The 22,328-nt window shown below is 69.4% G+C and carries 16 protein-coding genes and 1 pseudogene; 11 read left to right on the top strand and 6 right to left on the bottom strand.

What is annotated here, in order from left to right; genetic code table 11:
* Positions 1–41: 41 nt before the first annotated feature.
* Both AB0L64_RS14245 and AB0L64_RS14240 read left to right on the top strand, forming a co-directional pair.
* Positions 42–1,829: an AMP-dependent synthetase/ligase gene (locus AB0L64_RS14245; RefSeq protein WP_363710569.1), complete on the top strand. Its 1,788-nt coding sequence runs from the start codon at positions 42–44 to the stop codon at positions 1,827–1,829.
* A 300-nt stretch (positions 1,830–2,129) separates the two neighbouring features.
* A pseudogene (locus AB0L64_RS14240) lies at positions 2,130–3,125 on the top strand (IS256 family transposase); the annotation flags it as partial.
* 246 nt (positions 3,126–3,371) lie between these two features.
* Here the strand turns inward: AB0L64_RS14240 and AB0L64_RS14235 are convergent.
* Entirely contained in the window at positions 3,372–4,949 is a 1,578-nt protein-coding gene (locus AB0L64_RS14235; RefSeq protein ID WP_363710568.1) for a DUF222 domain-containing protein, read from the bottom strand.
* Between the two features lie 740 nt (positions 4,950–5,689).
* Here AB0L64_RS14235 and AB0L64_RS14230 point away from each other — a divergent pair.
* The 6 genes from AB0L64_RS14230 to AB0L64_RS14205 all read left to right on the top strand — a co-directional run bounded on the left by AB0L64_RS14230 (position 5,690) and on the right by AB0L64_RS14205 (position 13,298).
* Positions 5,690–6,604 (top strand): ABC transporter ATP-binding protein, encoded by a 915-nt coding sequence (locus tag AB0L64_RS14230; RefSeq protein ID WP_363710567.1) that lies wholly within the window; start codon positions 5,690–5,692, stop codon positions 6,602–6,604.
* Positions 6,601–7,371 (top strand): ABC transporter permease, encoded by a 771-nt coding sequence (locus AB0L64_RS14225; protein WP_363710566.1) that lies wholly within the window; start codon positions 6,601–6,603, stop codon positions 7,369–7,371. Before AB0L64_RS14230 ends, AB0L64_RS14225 begins: the two co-directional genes overlap by 4 nt.
* A 24-nt stretch (positions 7,372–7,395) precedes the next feature.
* Entirely contained in the window at positions 7,396–8,631 is a 1,236-nt protein-coding gene (locus tag AB0L64_RS14220; RefSeq protein WP_363710565.1) for a sensor histidine kinase, read from the top strand.
* The gene (locus AB0L64_RS14215) at positions 8,624–9,256 is read left to right on the top strand and encodes a response regulator transcription factor (RefSeq protein WP_359933302.1); all 633 of its coding nucleotides are present in this window, start codon (positions 8,624–8,626) and stop codon (positions 9,254–9,256) included. The genes AB0L64_RS14220 and AB0L64_RS14215 overlap by 8 nt, the downstream gene beginning before the upstream one ends.
* Before the next feature lie 234 nt (positions 9,257–9,490).
* The gene (locus AB0L64_RS14210) at positions 9,491–12,796 is read left to right on the top strand and encodes a S8 family serine peptidase (protein ID WP_363710564.1); all 3,306 of its coding nucleotides are present in this window, start codon (positions 9,491–9,493) and stop codon (positions 12,794–12,796) included.
* Positions 12,797–12,878: 82 nt separating this feature from the next.
* Positions 12,879–13,298, top strand: coding sequence for an STAS domain-containing protein (locus AB0L64_RS14205; RefSeq protein WP_363710563.1), 420 nt, complete (start codon positions 12,879–12,881; stop codon positions 13,296–13,298).
* Positions 13,299–13,350: 52 nt separating this feature from the next.
* Here the strand turns inward: AB0L64_RS14205 and AB0L64_RS14200 are convergent, their stop codons facing one another.
* Genes AB0L64_RS14200 through AB0L64_RS14190 form a run of 3 tightly spaced genes read right to left on the bottom strand, consistent with a single transcriptional unit; the run spans position 13,351 to position 16,523 of the window.
* Positions 13,351–14,256 (bottom strand): carbohydrate ABC transporter permease, encoded by a 906-nt coding sequence (locus tag AB0L64_RS14200; RefSeq protein WP_363710562.1) that lies wholly within the window; start codon positions 14,254–14,256, stop codon positions 13,351–13,353.
* Positions 14,253–15,155 (bottom strand): sugar ABC transporter permease, encoded by a 903-nt coding sequence (locus tag AB0L64_RS14195; protein WP_363710561.1) that lies wholly within the window; start codon positions 15,153–15,155, stop codon positions 14,253–14,255. The genes AB0L64_RS14200 and AB0L64_RS14195 overlap by 4 nt, the downstream gene beginning before the upstream one ends.
* 3 nt (positions 15,156–15,158) lie before the next feature.
* Positions 15,159–16,523 (bottom strand): extracellular solute-binding protein, encoded by a 1,365-nt coding sequence (locus tag AB0L64_RS14190; RefSeq protein WP_363710560.1) that lies wholly within the window; start codon positions 16,521–16,523, stop codon positions 15,159–15,161.
* 176 nt (positions 16,524–16,699) lie between these two features.
* Between AB0L64_RS14190 and AB0L64_RS14185 the strand changes: the two genes are divergently transcribed.
* Both AB0L64_RS14185 and AB0L64_RS14180 read left to right on the top strand, forming a co-directional pair.
* Positions 16,700–18,430, top strand: coding sequence for a glycoside hydrolase family 36 protein (locus AB0L64_RS14185; protein ID WP_363710559.1), 1,731 nt, complete (start codon positions 16,700–16,702; stop codon positions 18,428–18,430).
* A 10-nt stretch (positions 18,431–18,440) separates the two neighbouring features.
* Positions 18,441–19,445, top strand: a complete 1,005-nt coding sequence (locus AB0L64_RS14180) for a LacI family DNA-binding transcriptional regulator (RefSeq protein ID WP_363710558.1) — start codon at positions 18,441–18,443, stop codon at positions 19,443–19,445.
* Here the strand turns inward: AB0L64_RS14180 and AB0L64_RS14175 are convergent.
* Positions 19,434–20,324: a LysR family transcriptional regulator gene (locus tag AB0L64_RS14175; RefSeq protein ID WP_363710557.1), complete on the bottom strand. Its 891-nt coding sequence runs from the start codon at positions 20,322–20,324 to the stop codon at positions 19,434–19,436. The genes AB0L64_RS14180 and AB0L64_RS14175 overlap by 12 nt on opposite strands.
* A gap of 70 nt (positions 20,325–20,394) precedes the next feature.
* Between AB0L64_RS14175 and AB0L64_RS14170 the strand changes: the two genes are divergently transcribed.
* On the top strand, positions 20,395–21,144 hold the full coding sequence (locus tag AB0L64_RS14170) for an SDR family oxidoreductase (protein WP_363710556.1): 750 nt from the start codon (positions 20,395–20,397) through the stop codon (positions 21,142–21,144).
* Here AB0L64_RS14170 and AB0L64_RS14165 read toward each other — a convergent pair.
* Positions 21,104–22,306 carry an MFS transporter gene (locus AB0L64_RS14165; RefSeq protein WP_363710555.1) on the bottom strand — a complete coding sequence of 401 codons (1,203 nt, stop codon included), beginning with the start codon at positions 22,304–22,306 and terminating at the stop codon, positions 21,104–21,106. The genes AB0L64_RS14170 and AB0L64_RS14165 overlap by 41 nt on opposite strands.
* Between the last annotated feature and the right edge of the window lie 22 nt (positions 22,307–22,328).

Genomic DNA, 22,328 nt, shown 5'->3' with positions numbered 1-22,328 from the left:
CGCCGGAAGTCGACAATTCGTGACCGACTGAGGAGACGCGGATGCGTGAGTACACCGTTCCTGCTGTGACAGAAGCGCCCAGCGGGAGCCTGAGCGACCCGGTGTGGGCGAACGCGTCCTCGCATCCCGACACCGCCGTGTTCAGCCGCCGCACCGGCACGACCTGGACCGACATCACCGCGGCCGAGTTCGCGCGGCAGGTGACGAGTGTCGCGAAGGGCCTGATCGCCGCCGGCGTGAAGCACGGCGAGCGGGTCGCCCTGCTCAGCCCGACGCGGTACGAGTGGACGCTGGTCGACTACGCGATCTGGAGCATCGGCGCGGTCACCGTGCCGATCTACGAGACCTCGTCGCCGTCGCAGGTCCAGTGGATCCTGACCGACTCCGAGGCGGTCGTCGCCGTCGTCGAGAACGCGACCCACGGCGCCGTGGTCGAGTCCGCCCGGGCGGAGGCGCCGGCGCTGCAGGAGGTCTGGCAGATCGAGGCCGGCGCCGTCGACCAGCTCACCGCGCTCGGCCAGGAGATCTCCGACGCCGAGTTCGACAAGCGCCGCTCCGCGGTCACGCCGGACGACCTGGCCACGCTGATCTACACCTCCGGCACGACGGGCCGCCCGAAGGGCTGCAAGATCAGCCACTCGAACTTCATGGACGAGCTCAACCCGGCGGTGAAGATCCTCGACAACCTGTTCGACACCACCGGCGCGAGCACGCTGCTGTTCCTGCCGCTGGCGCACGTGTTCGCCCGGATCATCCAGGTCGGCTGCGTGATGAAGCGGGTCAAGGTCGGGCACAGCGCCGACGTGAAGAACCTCGTCGACGACCTGGGCGCGTTCCGGCCGACGTTCATCCTGAGCGTGCCGCGGGTGTTCGAGAAGGTGTTCAACTCGGCCAGCCAGAAGGCGCACGCCGACGGCAAGGGCAAGATCTTCGACGCCGCCGCGGAGACCGCGATCGCGTACTCGCAGACCCAGGACAAGGGCGGCGCGTCGTTCGGCCTCAAGGCCAAGCACCTGCTCTTCGACCGGCTCGTCTTCGGCAAGCTGCGGGCGGTGCTCGGCGGCCAGGTGCAGTACGCCGTGTCCGGCGGCGCCCCGCTCGGCGACCGGCTCGGCCATTTCTTCCGCGGCATCGGCGTACCGGTCCTGGAGGGCTACGGCCTCACCGAGACCACCGCCGCGGTGTCGGTGAACCTGCCCGACGACATCCGGATCGGCACCGTCGGCCGCCCGCTGCCCGGCGTGACCGTCGCCGTCGCGGACGACGGCGAACTGCTCTTCAAGGGCGGCCAGGTGATGCAGGGGTACTGGAAGAACGACGAGGCGACCGCGGCCGCGATCGACGCGGACGGCTGGTTCCACACCGGCGACCTCGGCGAGTTCGACGTCGACGGGTTCATCAAGATCACCGGCCGGAAGAAGGAGATCCTGGTGACGGCCGGCGGCAAGAACGTCGCGCCGACGCTGCTCGAGGACCAGATCCGGCTGCACCCGCTGGTCAGCCAGTGCATGGTGGTCGGCGACGGCAAGCCGTTCATCGCCGCGCTGATCACGATCGACCCGGAGACCATCGTGCCGTGGGCGACCGAGCGCGGGAAGCCGACCGACCCGGCCGAGCTGACCCGGGACGCCGAGCTGATCGCCGAGGTCCAGAAGGCGATCGACGACGCGAACGCCTCGGTCTCGCACGCGGAGGCGATCAAGAAGTTCTCGATCCTGCCGATCGACTGGACCCAGGAGTCCGGCGAGTTGTCGCTGAAGCTGTCGCTGCGCCGCCATATCGTGATGGAGAAGTACGGCACGGACGTCGAGGCCCTCTACGCGAAGTAGGTAAGAGGAGAGAGCGGCAGGAGCATTCAGCACTCCCGGAATCCAAAACCGCCAAGGAGTCAGGAGCGGCTCAACCGAGGCTGTTACCGTACGCCGCCCTAGCACCACCCGACCCCGCGAGCAGCCCAGGTCCGCGTTGACGGCAGCCTCGTTCCGCCTTGTCACCACGAGCGGGGACGACGGCCACACACGCAGATCCGTGTGGCCGGTAAGAGACGAAGGGCGCGAAGTTGCGTCCAGCAGAGTGCTGTAAGGCGTGGTGGTCGGCCCGGGCATAGACGTGGGCGCGGTCACCGCGTGATGGGCCGGGTGAACTCCCGCAACGGCTACCGCCACCGCGAGCTCGAGACCCGGGTCGGCACGCGGGACGTCGCGGTGCCCAAGCTGCGCGAGGGTTCGTACTTCCCGGACTGGGCTGCTGGAACGGCGCCGGCGCGCCGAGGCGGCGCTGACATCGGTGGTGGCGACGTGTTACCTGCTCGGGGTCTCGACCCGGCGGATGGACCGGCTGGTGCAATCGCTGGGCATCACCGGCCTGTCCAGGTCGCAGGTGTCGGTCATGGCCAGGGATCTCGACGAGCTGGTCCGCGACTTCCGGGAACGACCCCTCAACGAAGGGCCCTACACGTTCCTGGCCGCGGACGCGTTGACGATGAAGGTCCGCGAAGGCGGCCGGGTGATCAAGATCGCGGACATGGTCGCCACCGCGGTGAACACCGGCGGGTTCCGCGAGATCCTCGGAGTCGCCACCTCCACCGCCGAATCCGGCGCCGGCTGGAACACGTTCTTCAAAGACCCGGTCGCCCGTGGCCTCAACGGCGTCGCACTCGTCACCTCCGACGCCCACGCCGGCCTGGTCGACGCGATCGGCGCAAACCTGCCCGGCGCCTCCTGGCAACGCTGCCGCACCCACTACACCGCCAACCTCATGGCCACCTGCCCCAAACACGCCTGGGGCGGAGTGAAAGCGATGCTGCACTCGGTGTTCGACCAGATCGACGCCGCCGCGGTGCACACCCAGTACGACAAACTGCTCGACCAGACCAAACACACCCTGCCCGAGGTGCACACCCACCTCGACGACGCCCGCGCCGACGTCCTTGCCTTCACGCGTTCCCGCGTGATGTCTGGCGACAGATCTGGTCCAACAACCCCAACGAACGGCTCAACCGCGAAATCCGCCGCCGCGCCGACGTCGTCGGCATCTTCCCCGATCGCCCCTCGATCATCCGGCTCGTCGGCGCCGTCCTCGCCGAACAACACGACGAATGGGCCGACGGCCGCCGCTACCTCGGCCCCGATACCCTCCACCGCAGCCGCTCACCCTCATCACCAGCAGCCCTGCCTAGGAGGACACCACCACAGCCACCATCAGCGCCTAACCACACAACAACGAAGGACCAGACGCCGTACACCACTCCACAGGACTTGACCGGCGGCTGGAAGGATTCCGCCGTCTCCTGACCCGCCGCTGCAGCACAACTGCCTCCTGCCCGCAGGCCGCAGGTAGGAGGTTGTTGTGCTGTCCGGCTTGAACCGGTCTCAGCCGGTAGCTGCGAAGGCGGCCGCTTGCTGCAGGGCAGCCGCGTCGGCCCGCCACCGCGAGCGATCGGCGATGGTCTCCTCGCCATCGGGTAGCTGGACCTCCGGCGATGCCGTACGCGGTGGCTGGGCGTCCGGTGGTGCCGTGCGCGGTGGTTGGGCGCGCGGGGGTGCGGTGCGTCGGGCTGTGGTGGGGGTGGGTGCGGGTTCGGCCCAGCTGGGGCGGGCGACGTGGACGACGCCGTCGAGGATGGTGATGTGCCAGTGGCCCCTGTGCAGGTCGGTGTGGTGGCGGCGGCACAGCAGGGCCAGGTTCGAGACTTTGGTGTCGCCGCCGTCGATCCAGGAGATCAGGTGGTGGGCGTCGCACATGACCGGCGGGGCTCCGCAGACCACGCAGCCGCGGTCGCGGGCGTCCAGGGCGCGGCGCATCGCCCCGGTGACCAGCCGCACGCGGCGGCCGACGTCGAGCGGTTCGGAGTTCGAGCCGAGCACCAGCGGGATGATGTTCGCGTCGCAGGCCAGGCGCCGGATCGTGGCCGCGGACAGCCCGCCGCTGTAGACGGTGCGCCCGAGCGCGTCCGCGGTGGCGGACCTGAGGTCTTCGAGGTCGATCGTGACGGTGATGTTGGCCTTCGCGCCGAACCTGGCCACCCGACCACCCGTGCCCGCGGTGCCGGCTGTGTCCTCTGCGCCCGCGGCGCCTTCAGCGGCGGAAGCCGCGGCGCCCGCGGTGCCTGCCATGTCCCCTGTACCCGCGGTGCTCGCGGCGCCCTCGGTGCCCGTGGCGGGGCTGGTGGTGGGGCCGGTGGTGTCCCAGACGGCGGCGGCGATGCTCAAGGCATCCGACAGCGCGTCGGCCTGGCGCTTGTCGCGTGGGCGCGGGTCGTGTTCGCCGTCGACGGTCTTGTGCGGGCGGGCCCCGGCGTGGACGACGGCGCGCAGGAGTTCGGCGTTCTCGTTGGCCAGGAAGCCCTTGAACTTCACGCCGTTGTCCGCGGCCGAGAGCGTCAGGGATTCGCGGGCGTAGGCCTTGTGTTCTTCGGGTTCGGGGCCGTCGGAGTCGAGCAGGTCGGCGATCTCCTTGGCGGCGGTGCGCAGTTCGCCCGGTGAGAGGTGGCCGGCCAGGCCGACCAGTTGCTCCGCGGCGGCGTCCAGGTGTTCCACCGGGACCCGCGACCGAACGCGGTCGAGTCCGAACACGATCGCGGCCGCCTGCGCCGGTCGCAGCAGCCAGCCACCACCAGCGCCTCCGGACGTCCCGCCGGGTTCCTCGCCGGGTTCCTCGCAGGAGGCAGTGTTCTTGAGGGCGGCGGCCACGGCCGGGTAGTGCGGGGCGGTCTGGGCGAGGCGGAGGGTGCGGCGGGCGGCCGGTGGGTCCAGGCGGTACCGGAAACGCAGCAGTTCGGCGGTGTCGCGGGCGCCGAGCTCAGCGGCGTACCCGGTGGACTCGATCGCCGCGACCACGCTCAGCCGGTAGGCCTCCAGACGGGCGAGCTCGGCCTCCAGCGTGTCGAGGGTGGACAGCAGTTCGCCGCCACTCATCGACCACACCGGCCGCTCGCCCAGAAGTTCCATGGCATCGACTCTAGACGGCGCCACCGACAGTTTCTGAGCCGGAATCCCCTTATTTTGTGGGCTATTCGGGGGCCCACACCAGCAAACATCCCAGCACACCCCAGCAAACCCAGGGCTGCTTCATGTACCAATTGATGACCGTCGAACCCAGCCACACACGGCAATCCGACTGAGGGCTGGATGCACGGCCGGTGCCAGTCGGCAAGTCGGCACAGATCCCGACCTGCCACGGCAGAAGATCGCAGGCCGCCAGGTGCGCCGCTCTCGGACCGCTGCAGCTGCCACCCGCTGGGCACGGGGTCTCGGATGTGACGGTCGATCTGCTCGCGCTTTCTGCCCGGCAACTGGCGTGCACATCGCGGGGAAGGTGTCGTCGGGCACTGTGGCGAACTTGATGGTCCGGTCTTGCCGAGCTCTTGCTGGAGCAGGTCCGCCGGCTGTCCGCGGGGTTGCTGGTCAGCAACACCGTTCTCATGGTCTTGCCAGCTACGCATGTCTCCCGGCCCGCGCGCGCCGGGTGCGGCCAGGCAAACCGCACCTACGTGCCGAGGCGACCATGCGCCAAGCCACTCGGTTTTCTCTGGAGAGCTGGGTGTCTGGCTGGTCCGCGTCTGCCGGTGGAGGCGTGTGTGCGCCGGGAACCCTCGCCAAGTGGTTCCCCGCTATCAGCCGGATGGCTGATGGCGGGAGTATCCCGTTGGGCGATGTGAGCGGTGTATGCCGTCCGCGAAGCTCGATGCATGACCAGTGCTTCCCCGATCGTCGAAGTCAGTGAGCTGCGCAAGGTGTACGGCGGGCGCGCCGTCGTCGACGGGGTGTCGTTCGGTGTCGACGAGGGCGAGATCTTCGGCATCCTCGGGCCGAACGGCGCCGGCAAGACCACGACCGTCGAGTGCGTCGAGGGGCTGCGGGTCCCTGACGGCGGGCGGATCCGGATCGCCGGGCTCGACCCGGTCGCCGACCATGCTGCCGTCACCCAGGTGCTCGGCGCGCAGCTGCAGGAGAGCGAGCTGCAGGCCAAGCTCACGGTCCGCGAGGCCCTCGAGCTGTACGCCGCGCTGTACCCGCGCCCGGCCGACTGGCGCCCGCTCACCGAGCGCCTCGGCCTGGCGAGCCTGCTGAGCAACCGGTTCGGCGTGCTCAGTGGTGGCCAGAAGCAACGACTGTTCATCGCGCTCGCGCTGATCGGGAATCCGCGCGTCGTCGTGCTGGACGAGCTGACCACCGGCCTCGACCCGCGCGCCCGCCGGGAGACCTGGGAGATCGTCGAGGACGTCCGCGAGCGCGGCGTCACGGTTCTGCTGGTCACGCACTTCATGGAGGAGGCCCAGCGCCTCTGCGACCGGATCGCGCTGATCGACAAGGGCCGGATCACCGCGCTCGACACCCCGCAGGGACTGATCAGCCGGACGGCGGGATCCACGATCATCTCGTTCACGCCGTCGGCGCCGCTCGACGACGAGGACCTCACCGCGCTGCCGGCGGTCGCGAGCATCGAGCACAAGGACGCCCGCATCACCCTCGCCGGCTCCGACGAGACCGTGACCGCGCTGCTGTCGCTGCTCGCCCGCCGCCGCATCACCGCCCACCAGCTCCGCGTCACCGACGCGACGCTCGACGACGCCTTCCTCGACCTGACAGGAGCCACCAGGTGACCACGAGCACAACCGCCCCGGTCCGCCGTCAATCGCCACGCACCGCCGTGCTGCGGACCGAGGCGCGGCTGTTCCGCCGGGAGGCCGGCGCGCTGTTCTGGACGCTCGGCTTCCCGCCGCTGCTGCTGGTGATCCTCGGGTCGATCCGCAGCTTCCGGAAGTTCGACCCCGGTCTCGGGATGCGGGTCATCGACGTGTACGTGCCGACCCTCGTCCTGGTCGCGCTGATCGTCACCGGTCTGCAGGCGATGCCGCCGGTGCTCACCGGCTACCGCGAACGCGGCATCCTGCGCCGGATGTCCTTGACACCGGTCCGCCCGTCCGAGCTGCTGATCGCCCAGATGGGGCTGAACGGCGCTGCGGGTGTGCTGTCGGCGTTGGTCTGCCTGGCGATCGGACGACTGGCGTTCGACGTCCAGCTGCCGAAGCAGGCCTTCGGGTATGCGCTGGCGTTCCTGCTCACCGTCACCACCGCGCTCGCGCTCGGCGCGTTGATCTCGGCGCTCGCTCCGACCGCGCGGCTCGCGACCGGTATCGGCACGTTGGTGTTCTTCCCGAGCCTCTTCTCGGCGGGTCTGTGGGCACCGGTCCAGTCGATGCCGCACACCTTGCGCGAGATCGTCGTCCTGCTGCCGTTCGGAGCCGCGTCCCAGGCGCTCGAGCAGGCCGCGGCCGGGCATTGGCCGGACTGGTCCCACCTGGGCGTGCTGATCGCGTGGGCGGCAGTCCTGTCCGCGGCGGCCGTCCGCTGGTTCCGCTGGGAGTAGGGCCGGGTCGTGCACACTGGATCCGTGACAACGACGGACAGCGACCTCGACCGGCACGAGGCGGCGTTCCACCGTTGGGCTCCGTACTTCCTGCTCGGCCTCAGCTTCCTGCTGGCGCTGGCGACGGCGGGCGAGATCATGCCGTCGGGCCGGGACCAGATCGCGGCGTACGCGCTGGTCGGCGCCGCGGTGATCCTGCAGTTGTGGTGGAGCTGGAGCCACCGCCTGCACCGCGGCCCGAATGCCGTGTCCGTGACGTACTACGTGATCCGCTGGGCGATCGCCGCCGCGTTGACGACCCTGAGCGGCTTCTTCGCGTTCTACGTGGCGGCGGGCTACTACGACACCGACGAAGTGATCCCGGGCCGGAGGCGGAAACGGCTCGCACTGTTCGTCACCACGATCCCGATCGCCAGTGCGCAGACCGGGCGCTTCCCGCCGGAAGGACGCACGGGCTGGCTCGCCTTCGCCGGCCTGCTGGTCGCGAACAACGCGCTGCTCACCGTCGTGAAGCACTTCGCCGACCGCCAGGAGGCGCGGTCCCGGGCGCGCGCCGACACGATCGAGCAGCTCCAGCAGGCGCACGAGGAGAACGCCGCGCTGCAGGCCCAGCTGCTCGTCCAGGCCCGCGAGGCGGGGATCGCCGACGAGCGCCGCCGGCTGGCCGCGGAGATCCACGACACCATCGCGCAGGGCCTGACCGGCATCATCGCCCAGCTCCAGGTGGTCGCGAACACCACCGATCCGGCCACCGTCACCGAGCACGTCGGCCGCGCGACCGAGCTGGCCCGGCACAGTCTCGGCGAAGCCCGTCGTTCGGTGCAGAACCTGGCGCCCGCCGGTCTGTCGCACGACGGTCTCCCCGAGGCGCTCCGCAAGGCCGTCGACCAGTGGGCCGAGCGGACCGGCGTACCCGCGGAGCTCACGGTGACCGGTGCGGCGCAGCATCTGCACGGGGAGGTCTCCGCGACCATCCTGCGCATCACCCAGGAAGCCCTCGCGAACGTGGCCAAGCACGCCGCCGCGCTCCGCGTCGGGGTCACGCTCAGCTTCATGGACGACGAGGTGACAGTGGACATTCGTGACGACGGCAACGGTTTCGACCCGCTGGCGCTGACCCCCCGGACGGGCACCGGCGGCTTCGGACTCGACGGCATGCGGGCCCGCGCCGAACGCATCGCGGGCTCGCTGACGGTCGAGTCCGAGCCCGGCTTCGGTACGGCGGTCTCGGCGCGTCTCCCGCTGGTGCTCCATGGCTGACATCTCGCTGCTCCTCGTCGACGACCACCCCGTCGTGCGGAACGGGCTGCGCGGCATGTTCGAGTCGGCGCCCGGCTTCACCGTGCTCGCCGAGGCCGCCAACGGCGTCGAGGCGGTCGACCTGGCCGCCGAGCTGGACCCGGACGTCGTCCTGATGGACCTGCGGATGCCGGGCGGCAGTGGGCTCGACGCGATCACCGAGCTGACCCGCCGCGGCATCCGCGCCAAGGTGCTCGTCCTGACGACCTGGGACACCGACACCGACACGCTGCCCGCGATCGAGGCCGGCGCGACCGGCTACCTGCTCAAGGACGCGCCGCAGGACGAGCTGTTCAACGCCGTCCGGCAGGCGGCGGCCGGTCGCACGGTGCTCTCCCCCGCCGTCGCCTCCCGGCTGGTCTCGGCCGTCCGGTCGCCGGCACCGAGCCCGCTGGCCGCCCGCGAACGGCAGGTCCTCGAGCTGGTCGCGAAGGGCACGTCGAACCGCGACATCGCGCGCGAACTGTTCATCAGCGAGGCCACGGTGAAGACCCACCTCAGCCACGTCTTCACCAAACTCGGGGTCGCCGACCGCGCGGCGGCCGTGGCCAAGGGCTACGAACAAGGCATTCTCGGTCGCGACTGAGAATGCGCCGAAGTCTGGCCCGGGAAGGAATCTGGGCTTAACCTCGGGCACAGGCAGGCGCCGCGGGGGTGCCGGCCGTACGCCGGTCCCGGGGGGGTTCGGTCACAGGGGTGAGGGCCTGATTCGTTCGTCGGGGGTCTCCTGACGCTGCCTCCTGCCGTGACGGCGTTCTTCCGTCTCACTGGAGGCCCGCGCATGAGGTCACCGTTCCACCGACGAAGTCCGCGAAGTGTCATGGCCGGAGTGTCCGCCGGTCTGCTCGTCGCCGCCTTGCTGCCCGCGATGACGGCGGCGGCAGACCCGTCCCCGACCGCGCCGAACGGCCGGCCCTGGAAGGCCACGCCGCTGACCGTCGCGAGCATCGTCAACGGCGCGAAGTCGCCCAGCGGGCAGCTCGCGAAGAGCGATCCCGCGCTGGTGAACAGCACGTCCGCCAAGCAGGTCCGCGTGGTCGTCAAGCTCGACTACGACTCGCTGGCGGCGTACCGCGGCGGGATCAAGGGCCTGCCCGGTACCAGCCCGTCGGTCACCGGCAAGCGCCTCGACGTGAAGAGCGCGAACGCGACCAAGTACCTGAAGCACGTGTCCACGATGGAGAACGACTTCCTCGCCGCGATGCAGACACGGGTGCCGACCGCGAAGGCCGGCCAGCGGCTGCGCACGGTGTACGGCGGGATCTCGGTCAGCGTGCCGGCGAACCGGGCCCGTGACCTGCTGAAGCTGCCCGGCGTGGCCGCGGTCCAGCAGGACAACCCGCAGGAGATGCTCACCGACTCCAGCGGCTCGTTCATCGGCGCCCCGACGATCTACAACCAGCTCGGCGGCTCGGCGAACTCCGGCAAGGGCATCATCGTCGGCGTCCTGGACAGTGGCGCCTGGCCGGAACACCCGTCGTTCGCCGACCCGGGTACCCTGCCCGCGCCGCCGCCGAAGGCCGACGGCACGCCGCGCACCTGCAACTTCGGGGACAACCCGCTGACGCCCGCGACCGACGTGTTCGTCTGCAACAACAAGCTGATCGGCGGCCGGCCGTTCCTCGACACCTACAACGCGGTGATCGGCGGAGACGTCTATCCCAGCAGTGCGCGTGACTCCAACGGGCACGGCACACACACGGCCTCGACGTCGGCCGGCGGCCCGGTCGCGAACGCCAACCCGCTCGGGATCGACCGCGGCGCACTCGCCGGCATCGCACCGGCCGCGGCCGTGTCGGTCTACAAGGTCTGCGGCGCCGAGGGCTGTTTCCCGTCCGATTCCGTGCAGGCCGTCGCCCAGGCGATCCTGGACGGCGTCCGGGTGATCAACTTCTCGATCTCCGGCGGCAGCGATCCGTACAGCGACCCGGTCGAACTCGCGTTCCTGGACGCGTACGCGGCCGGCGTCTTCGTGTCCGCCTCGGCCGGCAACTCCGGTCCGGGCGCGAACACCACCGACCACCGCGGCCCGTGGGTCACCACGGTCGCGGCGTCGACGCAGAGCCGCACGTTCCGCTCGACCGTCACACTGTCCGGCGGCGGCGCGACGGCCACGGTGTCCGGCGCGTCGATCACGTCCGGCGTCGGCACGCCGGCACCGGTCGTCCTCGCGTCCGCTCCGCCGTACAACGACGCGCTGTGCACCACTCCGGCTCCGCCGGGCCTGTTCTCCGGCAAGATCGTTGTCTGCGAACGCGGCCCGAACCGGGTCCTCAAGGGCTTCAACGTCAGGCAGGGCGGCGCCGTCGGCATGCTGCTGTACAACTCGTTCCCGTTCGACGTGTTCACCGACAACCACTGGCTGCCGACCGTCGCACTCGAGAAGCCGGACGGCGATGCGCTGCTGGCGTTCCTCGGGGCGCATCCGGGCACCACGGCCTCGTTCACCCAGGGCGCCAAGACCGCCTGGCAGGGCGACGTGATGACGTATTTCTCGTCGCGCGGCCCCGGCGGCGACTTCCTCAAGCCCGACGTCACCGCGCCGGGTCTGCACATCATGGCCGGCCAGACGCCGACTCCCGAGTCCCCGGCCGAAGGGCCGCCCGGCAACCTGTACCAGGTGATCGCCGGTACGTCGATGTCGTCACCGCACGTCGCCGGTTCCGCCGCACTGGTCCTCGCCCTGCACCCGTCGTGGACGCCCGGCCAGGTCAAGTCGGCGCTGGAGACCACCGCGAAGACGTCGGTCACCAAGCCGGACCGCACCACCCCGGCCGACCCGTTCGACTACGGCGGCGGGCGGATCGACCTCACCAAGGCCGGTGACCCCGGTCTGACGCTGGACGAGACCGCGGCGAACTATGCGCTCTCGGCCACCGACCCGCTGAACCGGATCGATCTCAACCTGCCGTCGGTGAACGCGCCGACGATGCCGGGGCTGATCACCGCCACGCGGACGGTCACCAACGTGACCAACCAGACGCTGACCTTCTCCGCCAGTGGTACGACGGTCAACGGTGCGAACATCAGCGTCCTGCCGCCGGTGTTCCAGGTGAAGCCGGGCAAGTCGCAGAAGCTGACGATCGCCATCACCGCGCCCGACGTACCCGACGGGCAGTACTTCGGTCAGGTCAACCTGAAGCAGGTCGGCGGCAGCCGTCAGTTGCACCTGCCGGTGGCGTTCTTCCGCCAGGAGGGCATCGTGCCGGTCGACCAGACCTGTACGCCGTCCACCATCGCGCGGAACACCGGGCAGTCGACGTGCACGGTCACCGTGCAGAACAACAGCCTGAAGAGCACCGACGTGACGGCGGTCAGCACGCTGAGTTCGCAACTGCGGCTGAACAGCGTCACCGGCGCGACCCAGGTTGGCACGCAGGTCGCGACGAAGACCGCGACCCTGGCCGGGCGCCAGCCCGACAGTCCGGCCATCGCGCCCGGGTCCTTGTTCGGTTACATCCCACTCGACGCGTTCGGGACCGCGCCCACTCCGATCGGCGACGAACAGGCAGTGAACTTCAACGTCCCGGCGTTCGTGTACGCCGGCCAGACGTACACGAAGATCGGCGTGACCTCGAACGGCTATTCGGTCGTCGGTGGTACGTCGACCGGTGACGACGTCCAGTTCGTCCCGCAGACGCTGCCCGACCCGGCCCGGCCGAACAACGTGCTCGCGTCGTTCTGGACCGACCTCGACGGCACCGGAGCGCCAGGCGTCTACGCCACCGTCCTGACCGACGGGGTGAGCAGCTGGATCGTCCTCGAATGGCGGGTCAACCTGTTCGGCACCTCGAGTACCAAGGTGTTCCAGCAGTGGATCGGCATCAACGGCACCGAGGACATCACCTACGCCTACGACCCGGGCAACCTGCCGGGTGATCCCGGTCCGGCGTACGGGCTGACGGTCGGTGCGGAGAACTTCGAGGGCACGGCCGGCGGCCAGATCTCCGGTCCGCCGGTGACCGACTACCGGATCACGAGTACGCCGGGTGCGCCCGGCGGGTCGATGACGTACTCGATGAACATCAAGGGTGTGCAGAAGGGGACCGGCACGGTGACGACCGGCACCTCGACGCCACTCGTCAAGGGCGTCACGATCGAGGTCGACAAGATCGTCGTCAACTGATCGTGAGGCGTCCGGGCCGGGCCGCGCAGGTCCGGCCCGGGCGCTCCCGCCCGCGCGGGTTAGCCGCCGGGTACCGGTATGCATGAACAAACCCCGCGCGATCAGGTCCGCTCGCCGCCCGGCAGAGGTGAGCGGACCGTTTGTCTGCAGCTGGAGCTCTGTCGGCGACTGTGCGGTGATCCGGGTGGCGGGCAGGGTCGACGTCTGCACCGTGACCACGTTCGCCGACGAGTTGCGGCATGTGATCACCACGAAGCTGCCGCGGCTCGTGGTCGACCTGCGGCGCGTCACCGCGATGGAGGCGAGCGCCCTCGAGGTCCTCGCCGACGCCCACGAGCTGGCGGTCCGGCACGGCGGCTGGCTCCGGACGTCCGGTGCCGGCCAGTGGCTGGGCGACCTCATCCGGGCCACCACCACCAGCCGCCCTCTGGACCACTACCCCACACTCGCAGAGGCCCTCCCGTCCTACCGCCCCGCCGCCCCCGGTCCGGCGAGCCTGTGATGGTCGGCACGTCCGGAATCACCTGATGTGCTGATGCCGGACGTTCGGTAGGTCAGGTCTTCGAGCCGGACAGTGCGATGCCTTGCACGATCTGACGCTGGGCGATGATGAAGATGAGCAGCATCGGCAGCGCCGCCATGGTCGTGGCCGCCATCAGGCTCGTCCAGTCGGAGGAGTAGGCGCCCTTGAACTGGTTGACCACGAGCGGAATCGTGAAGTTCCGATCGCTGTTCAGGAAGATCAGCGGAGAGAAGAACGAGTTCCACTGTCCGAGGAACACGAAGATGCCGAGGGCCACGAGCGGGGTCCGCAGCAGCGGCAGGATAATGGTCGTGAAGATCCGGACCCGCCCCGCGCCGTCGATCGAGGCGGCTTCCTCCAGCTCCAGCGGAATGCCGCGGACATATTGGCGCAGGAGGAAGACACCGAAGGCGTTGAACAACGCCGGCGGGACGATCAGCGCCAGGTGGGTGTCGATCCAGCGGAGCTGCCCCATGATGACGTACAGCGGGATCACGGTCAGCTGGAACGGCACCATCAGGGTGGCCAGGAAGATGCCGAAGATCAGGTTCCGCCCCGGGAAACGGATCCGCGCGAAGGCGTAGGCAGCCATCGAGCAGGTGATCAGGGTGAAGATCGTGACCAGGCCGGCGATGTAGACACTGTTGAAGTACGCCCGCGCGAAGTCGGCGCCCTGCCAGGCGGTGACGAAGTTCTGCGGCTGCCAGAGCTTCGGCAGCAGCTTCGGCGGCTGGGCGAAGATCTCGTCGAGCGGCTTCAGGGCCGAGAACAACATCCACAGGAACGGCACGAACATCGCCAGGGAGCCCGCGATCAGCAGCAGGTGCAGCGGAATCCAGGACGGCTTGAACCGCCCCGCGCGCAAGCCATGAGAAGCATTCTTCCGACGCGCCGCCTCGAGGTCCCGGGCGGCGATCTCGCTTGATGAGGAAGTCATTCGGTGTAGTGCACCCATTTCTTCTGAGCAAGAAACTGGAGGCCGGTCAGCGCCAGCAGGATGAGGAACAGGTACACCGCGATGGCCGCGGCGAACCCGAACTTGAACTGGCGGAAGGCGAAGTTCACGATGTCGTACACGATCGTGTGGGCGTTCGCCGGTGCTGTGGTGTCGAAGAAGAAGTAGATGTAGTCGAACACCTGGAAGGACCCGATGATCGAGGTGATCGACAGGAACAGGATGGTCGGCGACAGCAGCGGCACGGTGATCCTGCGCAGCTTCTGCCATTCCGACGCGCCGTCGATGTCGGCGGCCTCCATCAGGGTGGGCGAGATGTTCTGCAGGCCGGCGACGAACATCACGATCATGTAGCCGAGGCCCTGCCAGATCGACACCACGACGATCGCCGGGATCGCCGTCCGCGGATTCTGCAGCCAGTCCGGCGGGTTGGGCAGCCCGAGCGACTTCAGCAGGGAGTTGACGGGACTGATCTCGGGGTTCAGCAGCCAGAGCCAGATGGCGCCCACCGCGACGGTCGACGTGACCTGCGGCGCGAAGAAAAAGATCCGGTAGAACGGCGTCAGCCGCCCCGCCTTCTGGATGAAGAACGCGAAGAAAAAGCCGGTGATCAACAGTCCGGGGACCTGGAGGGCGGTGAACCACGCGGTGTTCAGCCAGGACTGCCGCAACTGGGCGTCCTGCCAGACACCGATGAAGTTCTGCAGGCCGACGAACGTACGCGAACCCAGACCGTCCCAGCTCGAGAACGACAGGACGATGGCGAAGATCAGGGGGCCCACCATGAAGGCGATCAGGCCGATGAGCTGGGGGGTGAGAAAGGCGTACCCCCACAGCGCTTCGGTCCGCCGTCGGCGCTTCACATCCGCTGCGAGCGCCATGTCTCACTTCCCGTTGTTGATGAACTTGCAGATCTTGTCGGCCCAGACCTTCGCGCTGTCGCCGGCCTTGATCGACTTGTCCATCTCGGTGCCGAGGTTGGCTCCGACCTCCGCCTTGGACGCGATGGCCGACGGGATCGCGTAGCCCTTCTTGGCGGCCTCCGTGAACCAGGCACAGTGTTCGGGCTGCTTGTTCTCCATCACGACCTCGTCCAGCCCCGCGATGGCCGGCACCGCGTTGCCTCCGCCGGAGAGCCGGGCCTTCTGGCCGTCCTTGGAGACGAACCGGGTGGCGAAGTACATCGCGGCTTCGGGATCCTTGGCGTTGGCGTTCACGGCCATGGCGGCGGTGTAGACGATCGCCGGAGGGACGGTCTTCCCGTCGGCGGACGGGAACGGTGCGATGTCGTAGCCGAACTTCAGCTTCTTGAGGTTCGGCAGGATCCAGCGTCCGACCTGGCAGCTGGCGAGTTGCTGGCTGTAGAACAGGGCGTCGATGGCCTGCCCCTTCGGCAGTGACCCGCCGTAGGTGATCTTGCCTCCTGCCATCCCCTCCCAGAGCCACTCGAGGGTCTCCATCGACTTCGCGTCCTCGTTGAAGATCATCTTGTTGCCCTCGACGACCTTGCCGCCGAACGCGGTCATCCAGCTCAGCATGGGGCCGAAGCCGCCCTCCAGGATCATGCCCCGCTTGCCGGTGGCCTTGATCTTGGTCAGGAAGTCGTCGACGGCGTCCCGGTTCCAGCCGCCGGACTCGTGCAGCTGCGCGGGGTTCTGGGTGATGCCGGCGGCCTCGCACATGTCCTTGTTGAACCAGAACACGATCGGGTTGCAGTCGACGACCAGTCCATAGGTGCCCGGACTGCCGTCGGCCGGCTTGCACCAGCCCATCAGGTTCGGGTACAAGTCGTCGATCTTGACGGGCGCGTCCGCCTTCGCCGTGAACTCGGTGAAATCGGCGACCTTCTTGTTCTGGATGAGCCGCTGCATGCCTGAGTCCTGCACGTAGAAGACGTCCGGAGCGCTGCTGCCGGCGAGCTGGGTCAGCAGCTTGGCGCCGTAGTCGCCGACGACCACCTGGAAGGTGACCTTGGTACCGTGCGCGGCCTCGTAGTCCTTCGAGATCTGGCGGAACCGCTCGGCCTCGCCCGGATTGGCCCACGAGGCCCAGGTCACGGTGCCGCCTTTGCCGCCGGCACCGCCGGCACCGCCGGCGCCGTCCTTGCCTCCGGCGCTCGAAGTGCCCCCCGCGCTCCCGCCGGCGCAGGCCGTGAGCACCGCGCTCGAGCCCACTCCGGCGAGGGCCGCGGCGGCCAGGAGACCACGCCGTGTGATTGGTCGCCCCAAGGGGTTTTCGTTGGTCGGCATCACAGTTCTCCTTCTCATGGTTCGGATTTCGGCAGACGGCCACACCGGCGAGTTCGGAGCTGAGAGCCGGCCCGGCGGCACCTCGAAGAAGGTGGATATTAGCGGTAAAACATAGGGATGCCGTGCAATTCCGTCAATACTTCGAAACGCCTTGTTTTACCGCTATAGTCCGGCGCGTGACGACCTTTGAGATCCGCTCCCGCGACCGTCGCATCGTGCGCAGCGCGAGCCTGACCGGCCCCGGCACGCTGACGGAGCGCGCGGCGGACGAGCCCGATGTCCTGCGGTACGACGTCAGTGCCGACGTCGCTGCCGACGGTCCGGTGACGCTGCGCTGGACCTGGCCGGCCGAGGACGCGGTGACGCTCTGGCAGGCGGCCCAGGGATCACGGCGCAACCTCCCGACCGACTGGGGCTCGCACCGCGACGTCCGGTCCGTCCGCTCCGCACCCGTCGCGACGCTTGTCGACGCGCAGGACCGCAGCCTGTTGACAATCTCCTTGTCGTCGAACGTCCGAGGGTGCGACTTCGCTGTCGGAGTGAGCGAGGAGACCGCGGAACAGCTGATCGAGCTGACCGTGACGGACCTCGAGGGCGAAGGCTTCGCCCTACGGATCGATCCGCGGGCCCAGCACTTCGCCGAGGCGTTGCGTGCCGTGACGGCCGAGTGGACGGCCGAGCTGGGTGACCGGATCGCCGACGTACCGCCGGTCGCTCGACAGGCGATGTACTCGACCTGGTACAGCGACCACCAGCACGTCTCGGCCGAGTCCGTCGAGCGGCACGCCCGCGCCGGAACGGCGTACGGCACCAAGGCGATCATCGTCGACGACGGCTGGCAGACCGACGACACTCGGCGCGGGTACGCATACTGCGGCGATTGGGAGCCGACCAGCCCCAAGTTTCCGGACATGGCCGAGCATGTGCGCCGCGTGCACACGCTCGGCCAGCAGTACGTGCTGTGGATCGCGCCGGCGCTGATCGGTGTGCAATCGAAGGCCTGGCGCAAGCTGAAGGACCGCACACTCGGCTTCGCCGACGGCGAGGTGACCGCCGTCCTCGACCCCCGTTGTCCCGAGGTACGCGAACACCTCCTGGAGTGCTGCGTTCGTCCGGTGCGTGACTGGGGCGTCGACGGGCTGAAGATCGACTTCATCGATTCTTGGGCGCGGAGCAGCGTCCCTCCGCCCCCGGGCAGTGACTGCTCCTCCGTCGACGAAGGCGTGGAGCGGTTCTTGCAGGCCGTCACCGACGAGCTACGGAAACTGCGGCCCGACGTGCTGATCGAGTTCCGTCAGGACTACGTGCACCCGAGGCTCTGGCGGTTCGGCACGTTCTTGCGCGCCGGGGACTGCGCGCTCGACGCGGTGGAGAACCGTGTCCGGACGATCGACTGTCGCCTGCTCGCCGGTGACCGCGCGGTGCACTCCGACATGCTGATGTGGCACCCGTCGGCACCGGCGGAGAACGTCGCGCAGCACTTCATCGGTGCGTTGTTCAGTACGCCGCAGGTGTCGATGGAACTGGACGCGCTGCCGCCCGGGCACCAGCAGGTGGTCCGGTACTGGCTCGGCTTCATGCGCGATCACGCCGACGCGTTGCAGCACGGCGTACTGCTGCCGTCACGGCCAGATGCCCGCTACACGCAGGTTCGCGCGATCGGTGCCACCGAGACCGTGGTTGCCGTGTACACGAATCCTGTCGTACGGCTCCAGGAGTCCTGCACCGTCGTGGTGAACGGTGGCGCCGAGCGGGGACTGTACGTCGAAGGTGCGTGCAACCGGCTTGCCGACCTCGTAGTCTCGGACTGTTCGGGCCACGAGGTGCACCGAGAGACGACGACGCCGCCTGCGGTGTGGGGTATCGACGTTCCGGTCGGTGGATCGGCCCGGATCGTGTACGACTGAGGGGGAAGGGTTGGCTGCAGACAAGCCGCGGCGTACGACTGTCGCGGACGTCGCCCGATTGGCCGGGGTGTCGGCGATGACGGTGTCGAACGTGCTCAACGCGCCACACCGCGTAGCGGCACCGACAGTGCGGACCGTGCGTGCCGCGATCCAGGAACTCGGGTACATCCCGAACCACGCTGCCCGCGCGTTGTCGTCGGGACGCAGCCAGGTGATCGGCCTGCCGATGTCCTTCGAGGACGACCTCGTGGACGACGACAACCCAGGCCTGGGCGGGTTTCTGCACAGCCTGCTCGGGGGTCTGGTCAAGGCTGCCGCGGTCCCGGGCTACGGCGTCCACGTCGTCGAGGCCCCGGCCGACAGCGCGACCGAGATCGTGCTGTACGAGAAGCTGATCGCGGCGCGCCAGGTCGACGCGATCGTCGTCCTGGAGACGATGCCGCAGGACGCCCGCATCGAGTTCCTCAGCCGGCGGCGGTTCCCGTTCGTGGCGTTCGGGAGGACGGGACCGGAGCATCGGCAGTGCTGGGTCGACGTCGACAACGAGACGTCGATGGCCGGTATCGCGGCGCATCTGCGCTCGACCGGGCGGGAGCGCGCCGTGTACCTGGCGACCGACAGCCCGTTGCCGTGGGTGCATCAGCGACAGGACGGCTTCGTCCGGGAGTTCCCGTCCGCGGTCGTGCGCTCGTTCGGTTCGCTCGACGCGGTGGCGGCGTACGTCGAGGAGACCGATCCACCGGACGCCTTCGTCGCGGACAACGACGCGTTCGCGGTGGTCGCGATGCGGACCCTGCAACAGCGCGGCATCACGGTCGGTCAGGACGTCGCGGTCACCGGCTTCAACGACTTCCCCTTCGCGAGCATGCTCGACACCCCGCTCACGACCGCACGGATCCCGCTGCGCGACATCGCCACCTCCCTGTTCGACCGCGCCCTGCGCGAGATCGCCGGCGAACCCGACGAGCCCGGCCGCCTGGTCACCGCACCCCTCGTGGTCCGCTCAAGCGCCTGACGCTACGGGCGGCCCGGCGGAATACCTGACCGCCGCCTCGACGAACCGCGCCAGCTCGGCCGACCGGCTGCCCGCCGGCCAGACGACGAACATCCGGTACGGCTCGATACCGGTCACCGGGCGATAGGTCACGTCCGGGCGGATGTTGCGCTCGGCCATGGACCGCGGCACCAGCGCGACCGCCTGCCCGAAGGCGACCACCTCGAGCAACTGCGACGAGTCCTGCACGACCGGCCCGTCCACCGCATCGTCCGGCCGCGCCGCCCAGTAGTTGCGCTCAGCAACATCAGCGCGGCTCCACCGCGGCGCCGGAATCCCCGCCAGGTCGTCCGCGGCCAGCACGTCCCGCCCGGCCAGCTCGTGCCCGGCAGGCAATGCCGCCACCCGGGGCTCCTCGTACAACTCCTCGCACTCCAGTCCGAGGTCGTCGAACGGCCGACTGACCAGCGCCACATCGGCCCTCCCGTCCCGCACCATGCCGGCCTGCTCGCCGAACCCGCTCACCACCACCTCGATCCCCGGCAGTTCGGAGCGCAGCTCACCGACGAGCAGGTGCAGCAGCTCGGTGGCGACACCGGGTTTCGCTGTCACCACGAGCCCTTGCGAGGGCTGCCCGGCCCGCTGCGTCCGCCGTACGGCGGAGTCGAGCGCGTCGATGACCGGCCCGGACTCCTTGAACAACGTCTCCCCCGCGGTCGTCAGCGCAAGCCGCGGCCCGGAGCGGTCGAACAGGTCGACGCCGAGCCGGTGCTCGAGTTGGCGCATCGCGCGCGACAGCGGCGGCTGCGCGATGCCGAGCCGCTCGGCGGCGCGGGTGATGTTCAGGTCCTCGGCGACCGCGCGGAAGTACCGCAGCTCGCGGATCTCTGGCTCGGGCATACCTCCAGGGTATGGCGGGCCACCTGATCGGTGTTGGCCCGCTGGGGTGCGCCCGCGCTGCACTGGGGACATGAATCAGAACGAAGTCGCCCTGGTCACGGGCGGGAACAAAGGCATCGGCCGCGAGATCGTCAGGCAGCTCGCGCTGCGTGGGCTCACGGTGTACCTGGCGGCACGGAACCCCGCGCTCGGGGCGAGCGCCGCGGAGCAGTTGGCCGGCGAGGGTCTCGACGTACGGTTCGTGCAGCTGGACGTCACCGACGGGGAATCGGTCGCGGCTGCGGCCAAGCATGTCGAGGCCGACTCCGGCCGGCTCGACGCGCTGGTCAACAACGCCGGCATCGTCTCCGAATGGGGTACGGCGGTCGCGGACATCACGGCCGAGCAGGTCCGCACGGCGTACGACGTGAACGTGTTCGGCGTGGTCGCGGTGATCAACGCGTTCGTACCGCTGCTGCGCCGGTCGCCGAACGCGCGGATCGTCAACATGTCGAGCGGGCTCGGCTCAACCACCCTGCTCTCCGAACTGGACGGCCGCCTCGCGACGCAGGGCCTGCTCGCCTACAGCTCGTCGAAGGCCGCCCTCAACGCACTGACCCTGGTCTACGCGAGCGCGCTGCGCGCCGACAACATCAAGGTGAACGCGGCCACCCCGGGCCTCGTGCCGACCGACCTGAACACCCAAGCCTCGGTACCGCGCGGCGAGCGCACCGTGGCCGACGGCGCAGCCGTCCCGGTTGCCCTCGCGACACTGCCCGCGGACGGCCCGACCGGCGCCTTCAGAGGACCTGGGTCGCTGTCCGACGTGGCTCCGTGGTGAGGGCCTGACGGGCGATCAGCAGGGTGATCGTCGTGCCGAGGACGCCGGCCAGCGCGATCGTGAGGCTGGGGGCGAGGAAGGAACCGACGACGCCGCCGAGGGCGATGCTGACGCCCTGGATCGCCATCAGGCCGCTGGTCTGAACGGTGAACAACCGGCCGCGGTACGACGGTTCGGTGTGCTGCAGGATCAGCGGATCGACGCCCTGGTTGAACGCGTACCCGGTGCCGGAGATCGCGAGCAGCAGCGCGGCGACCGGGATCGGCGGCACGGCGAGGAACGCGATCGCGGGCAGCTGGGCGACCAGCAGGAACGGGATGACGAGCCGTCGCCGCACGGAAGGGGTGAACCGTGCGACGACGAGCTCGCCGAGCACGCTGCCGACGGCGTACCCGGTGAACAGCGCACCGGCGGCCGCGGCGGCGACGCCGACCTGAGCGGTGTAGGCGACGGCGAGCCCGTCCGGGAGGGACGAGAACGCCGGCGCCACCCAGGTCAGCAGGATCAGGTTGCGGAGACTCCGGTTCGCGAACAACAGCCGTAGCCCGGTCCACGAGTCGCGAACCGTGCCGCTCGTCCGCTCCCCCGGCGGCGTGGACGGCGTCCCGGTGCCGATCAGGATTGCCGACACGACGAACGCCGTCACTTCGACGACCAGCAGCCACTTCGCGCCGATCGCCGCCACCGCGACGCCGCCGACCGCGAGCCCGGTGAGAACGGCGGTCTGACCGATTGCCCGAAGCAACGACCTGCCGATCGGGAACAGGTCCTGCGGCAGCAGGTGCGCCAGGCTGGCGGCCCGCGCCCCGGCGAAGACCGGAGCGATCATCCCGGTGCCGACCAGCAGGCCGAGCAGCCCACCGACCGGCATCCCCGGCAGCAGCATGCAGGCCACGCAGGTCGCGCTCAGCAGGTCGCAGGCGACAAGCACCCGCCGCGCCGGGAAGCGGTCCGCGACCGAGGACAGGAGCAGCCCGCCCACGGCGTACGGAAGGAACGAACACACCAGCACGAGGGCCGACAGCAACGGCGAGCCGGTCCGCTCGAAGATCAGGATCGACAGCGCGACCTGCGCACCGACCGTGCCGAGCATCGTGACGGTGTGCGCGGCGTACACGGCACGCAGGCCGGGCAGGCTGAGTACAGCTCCGTAGGACCTCACGCCGTGAGAGTGCCCGAGCCCG

Source organism: Kribbella sp. NPDC051936 (genome assembly GCF_040680955.1).
Lineage (GTDB): Bacteria > Actinomycetota > Actinomycetes > Propionibacteriales > Kribbellaceae > Kribbella.
This window is presented reverse-complemented; position numbering and strand designations above follow the sequence as displayed.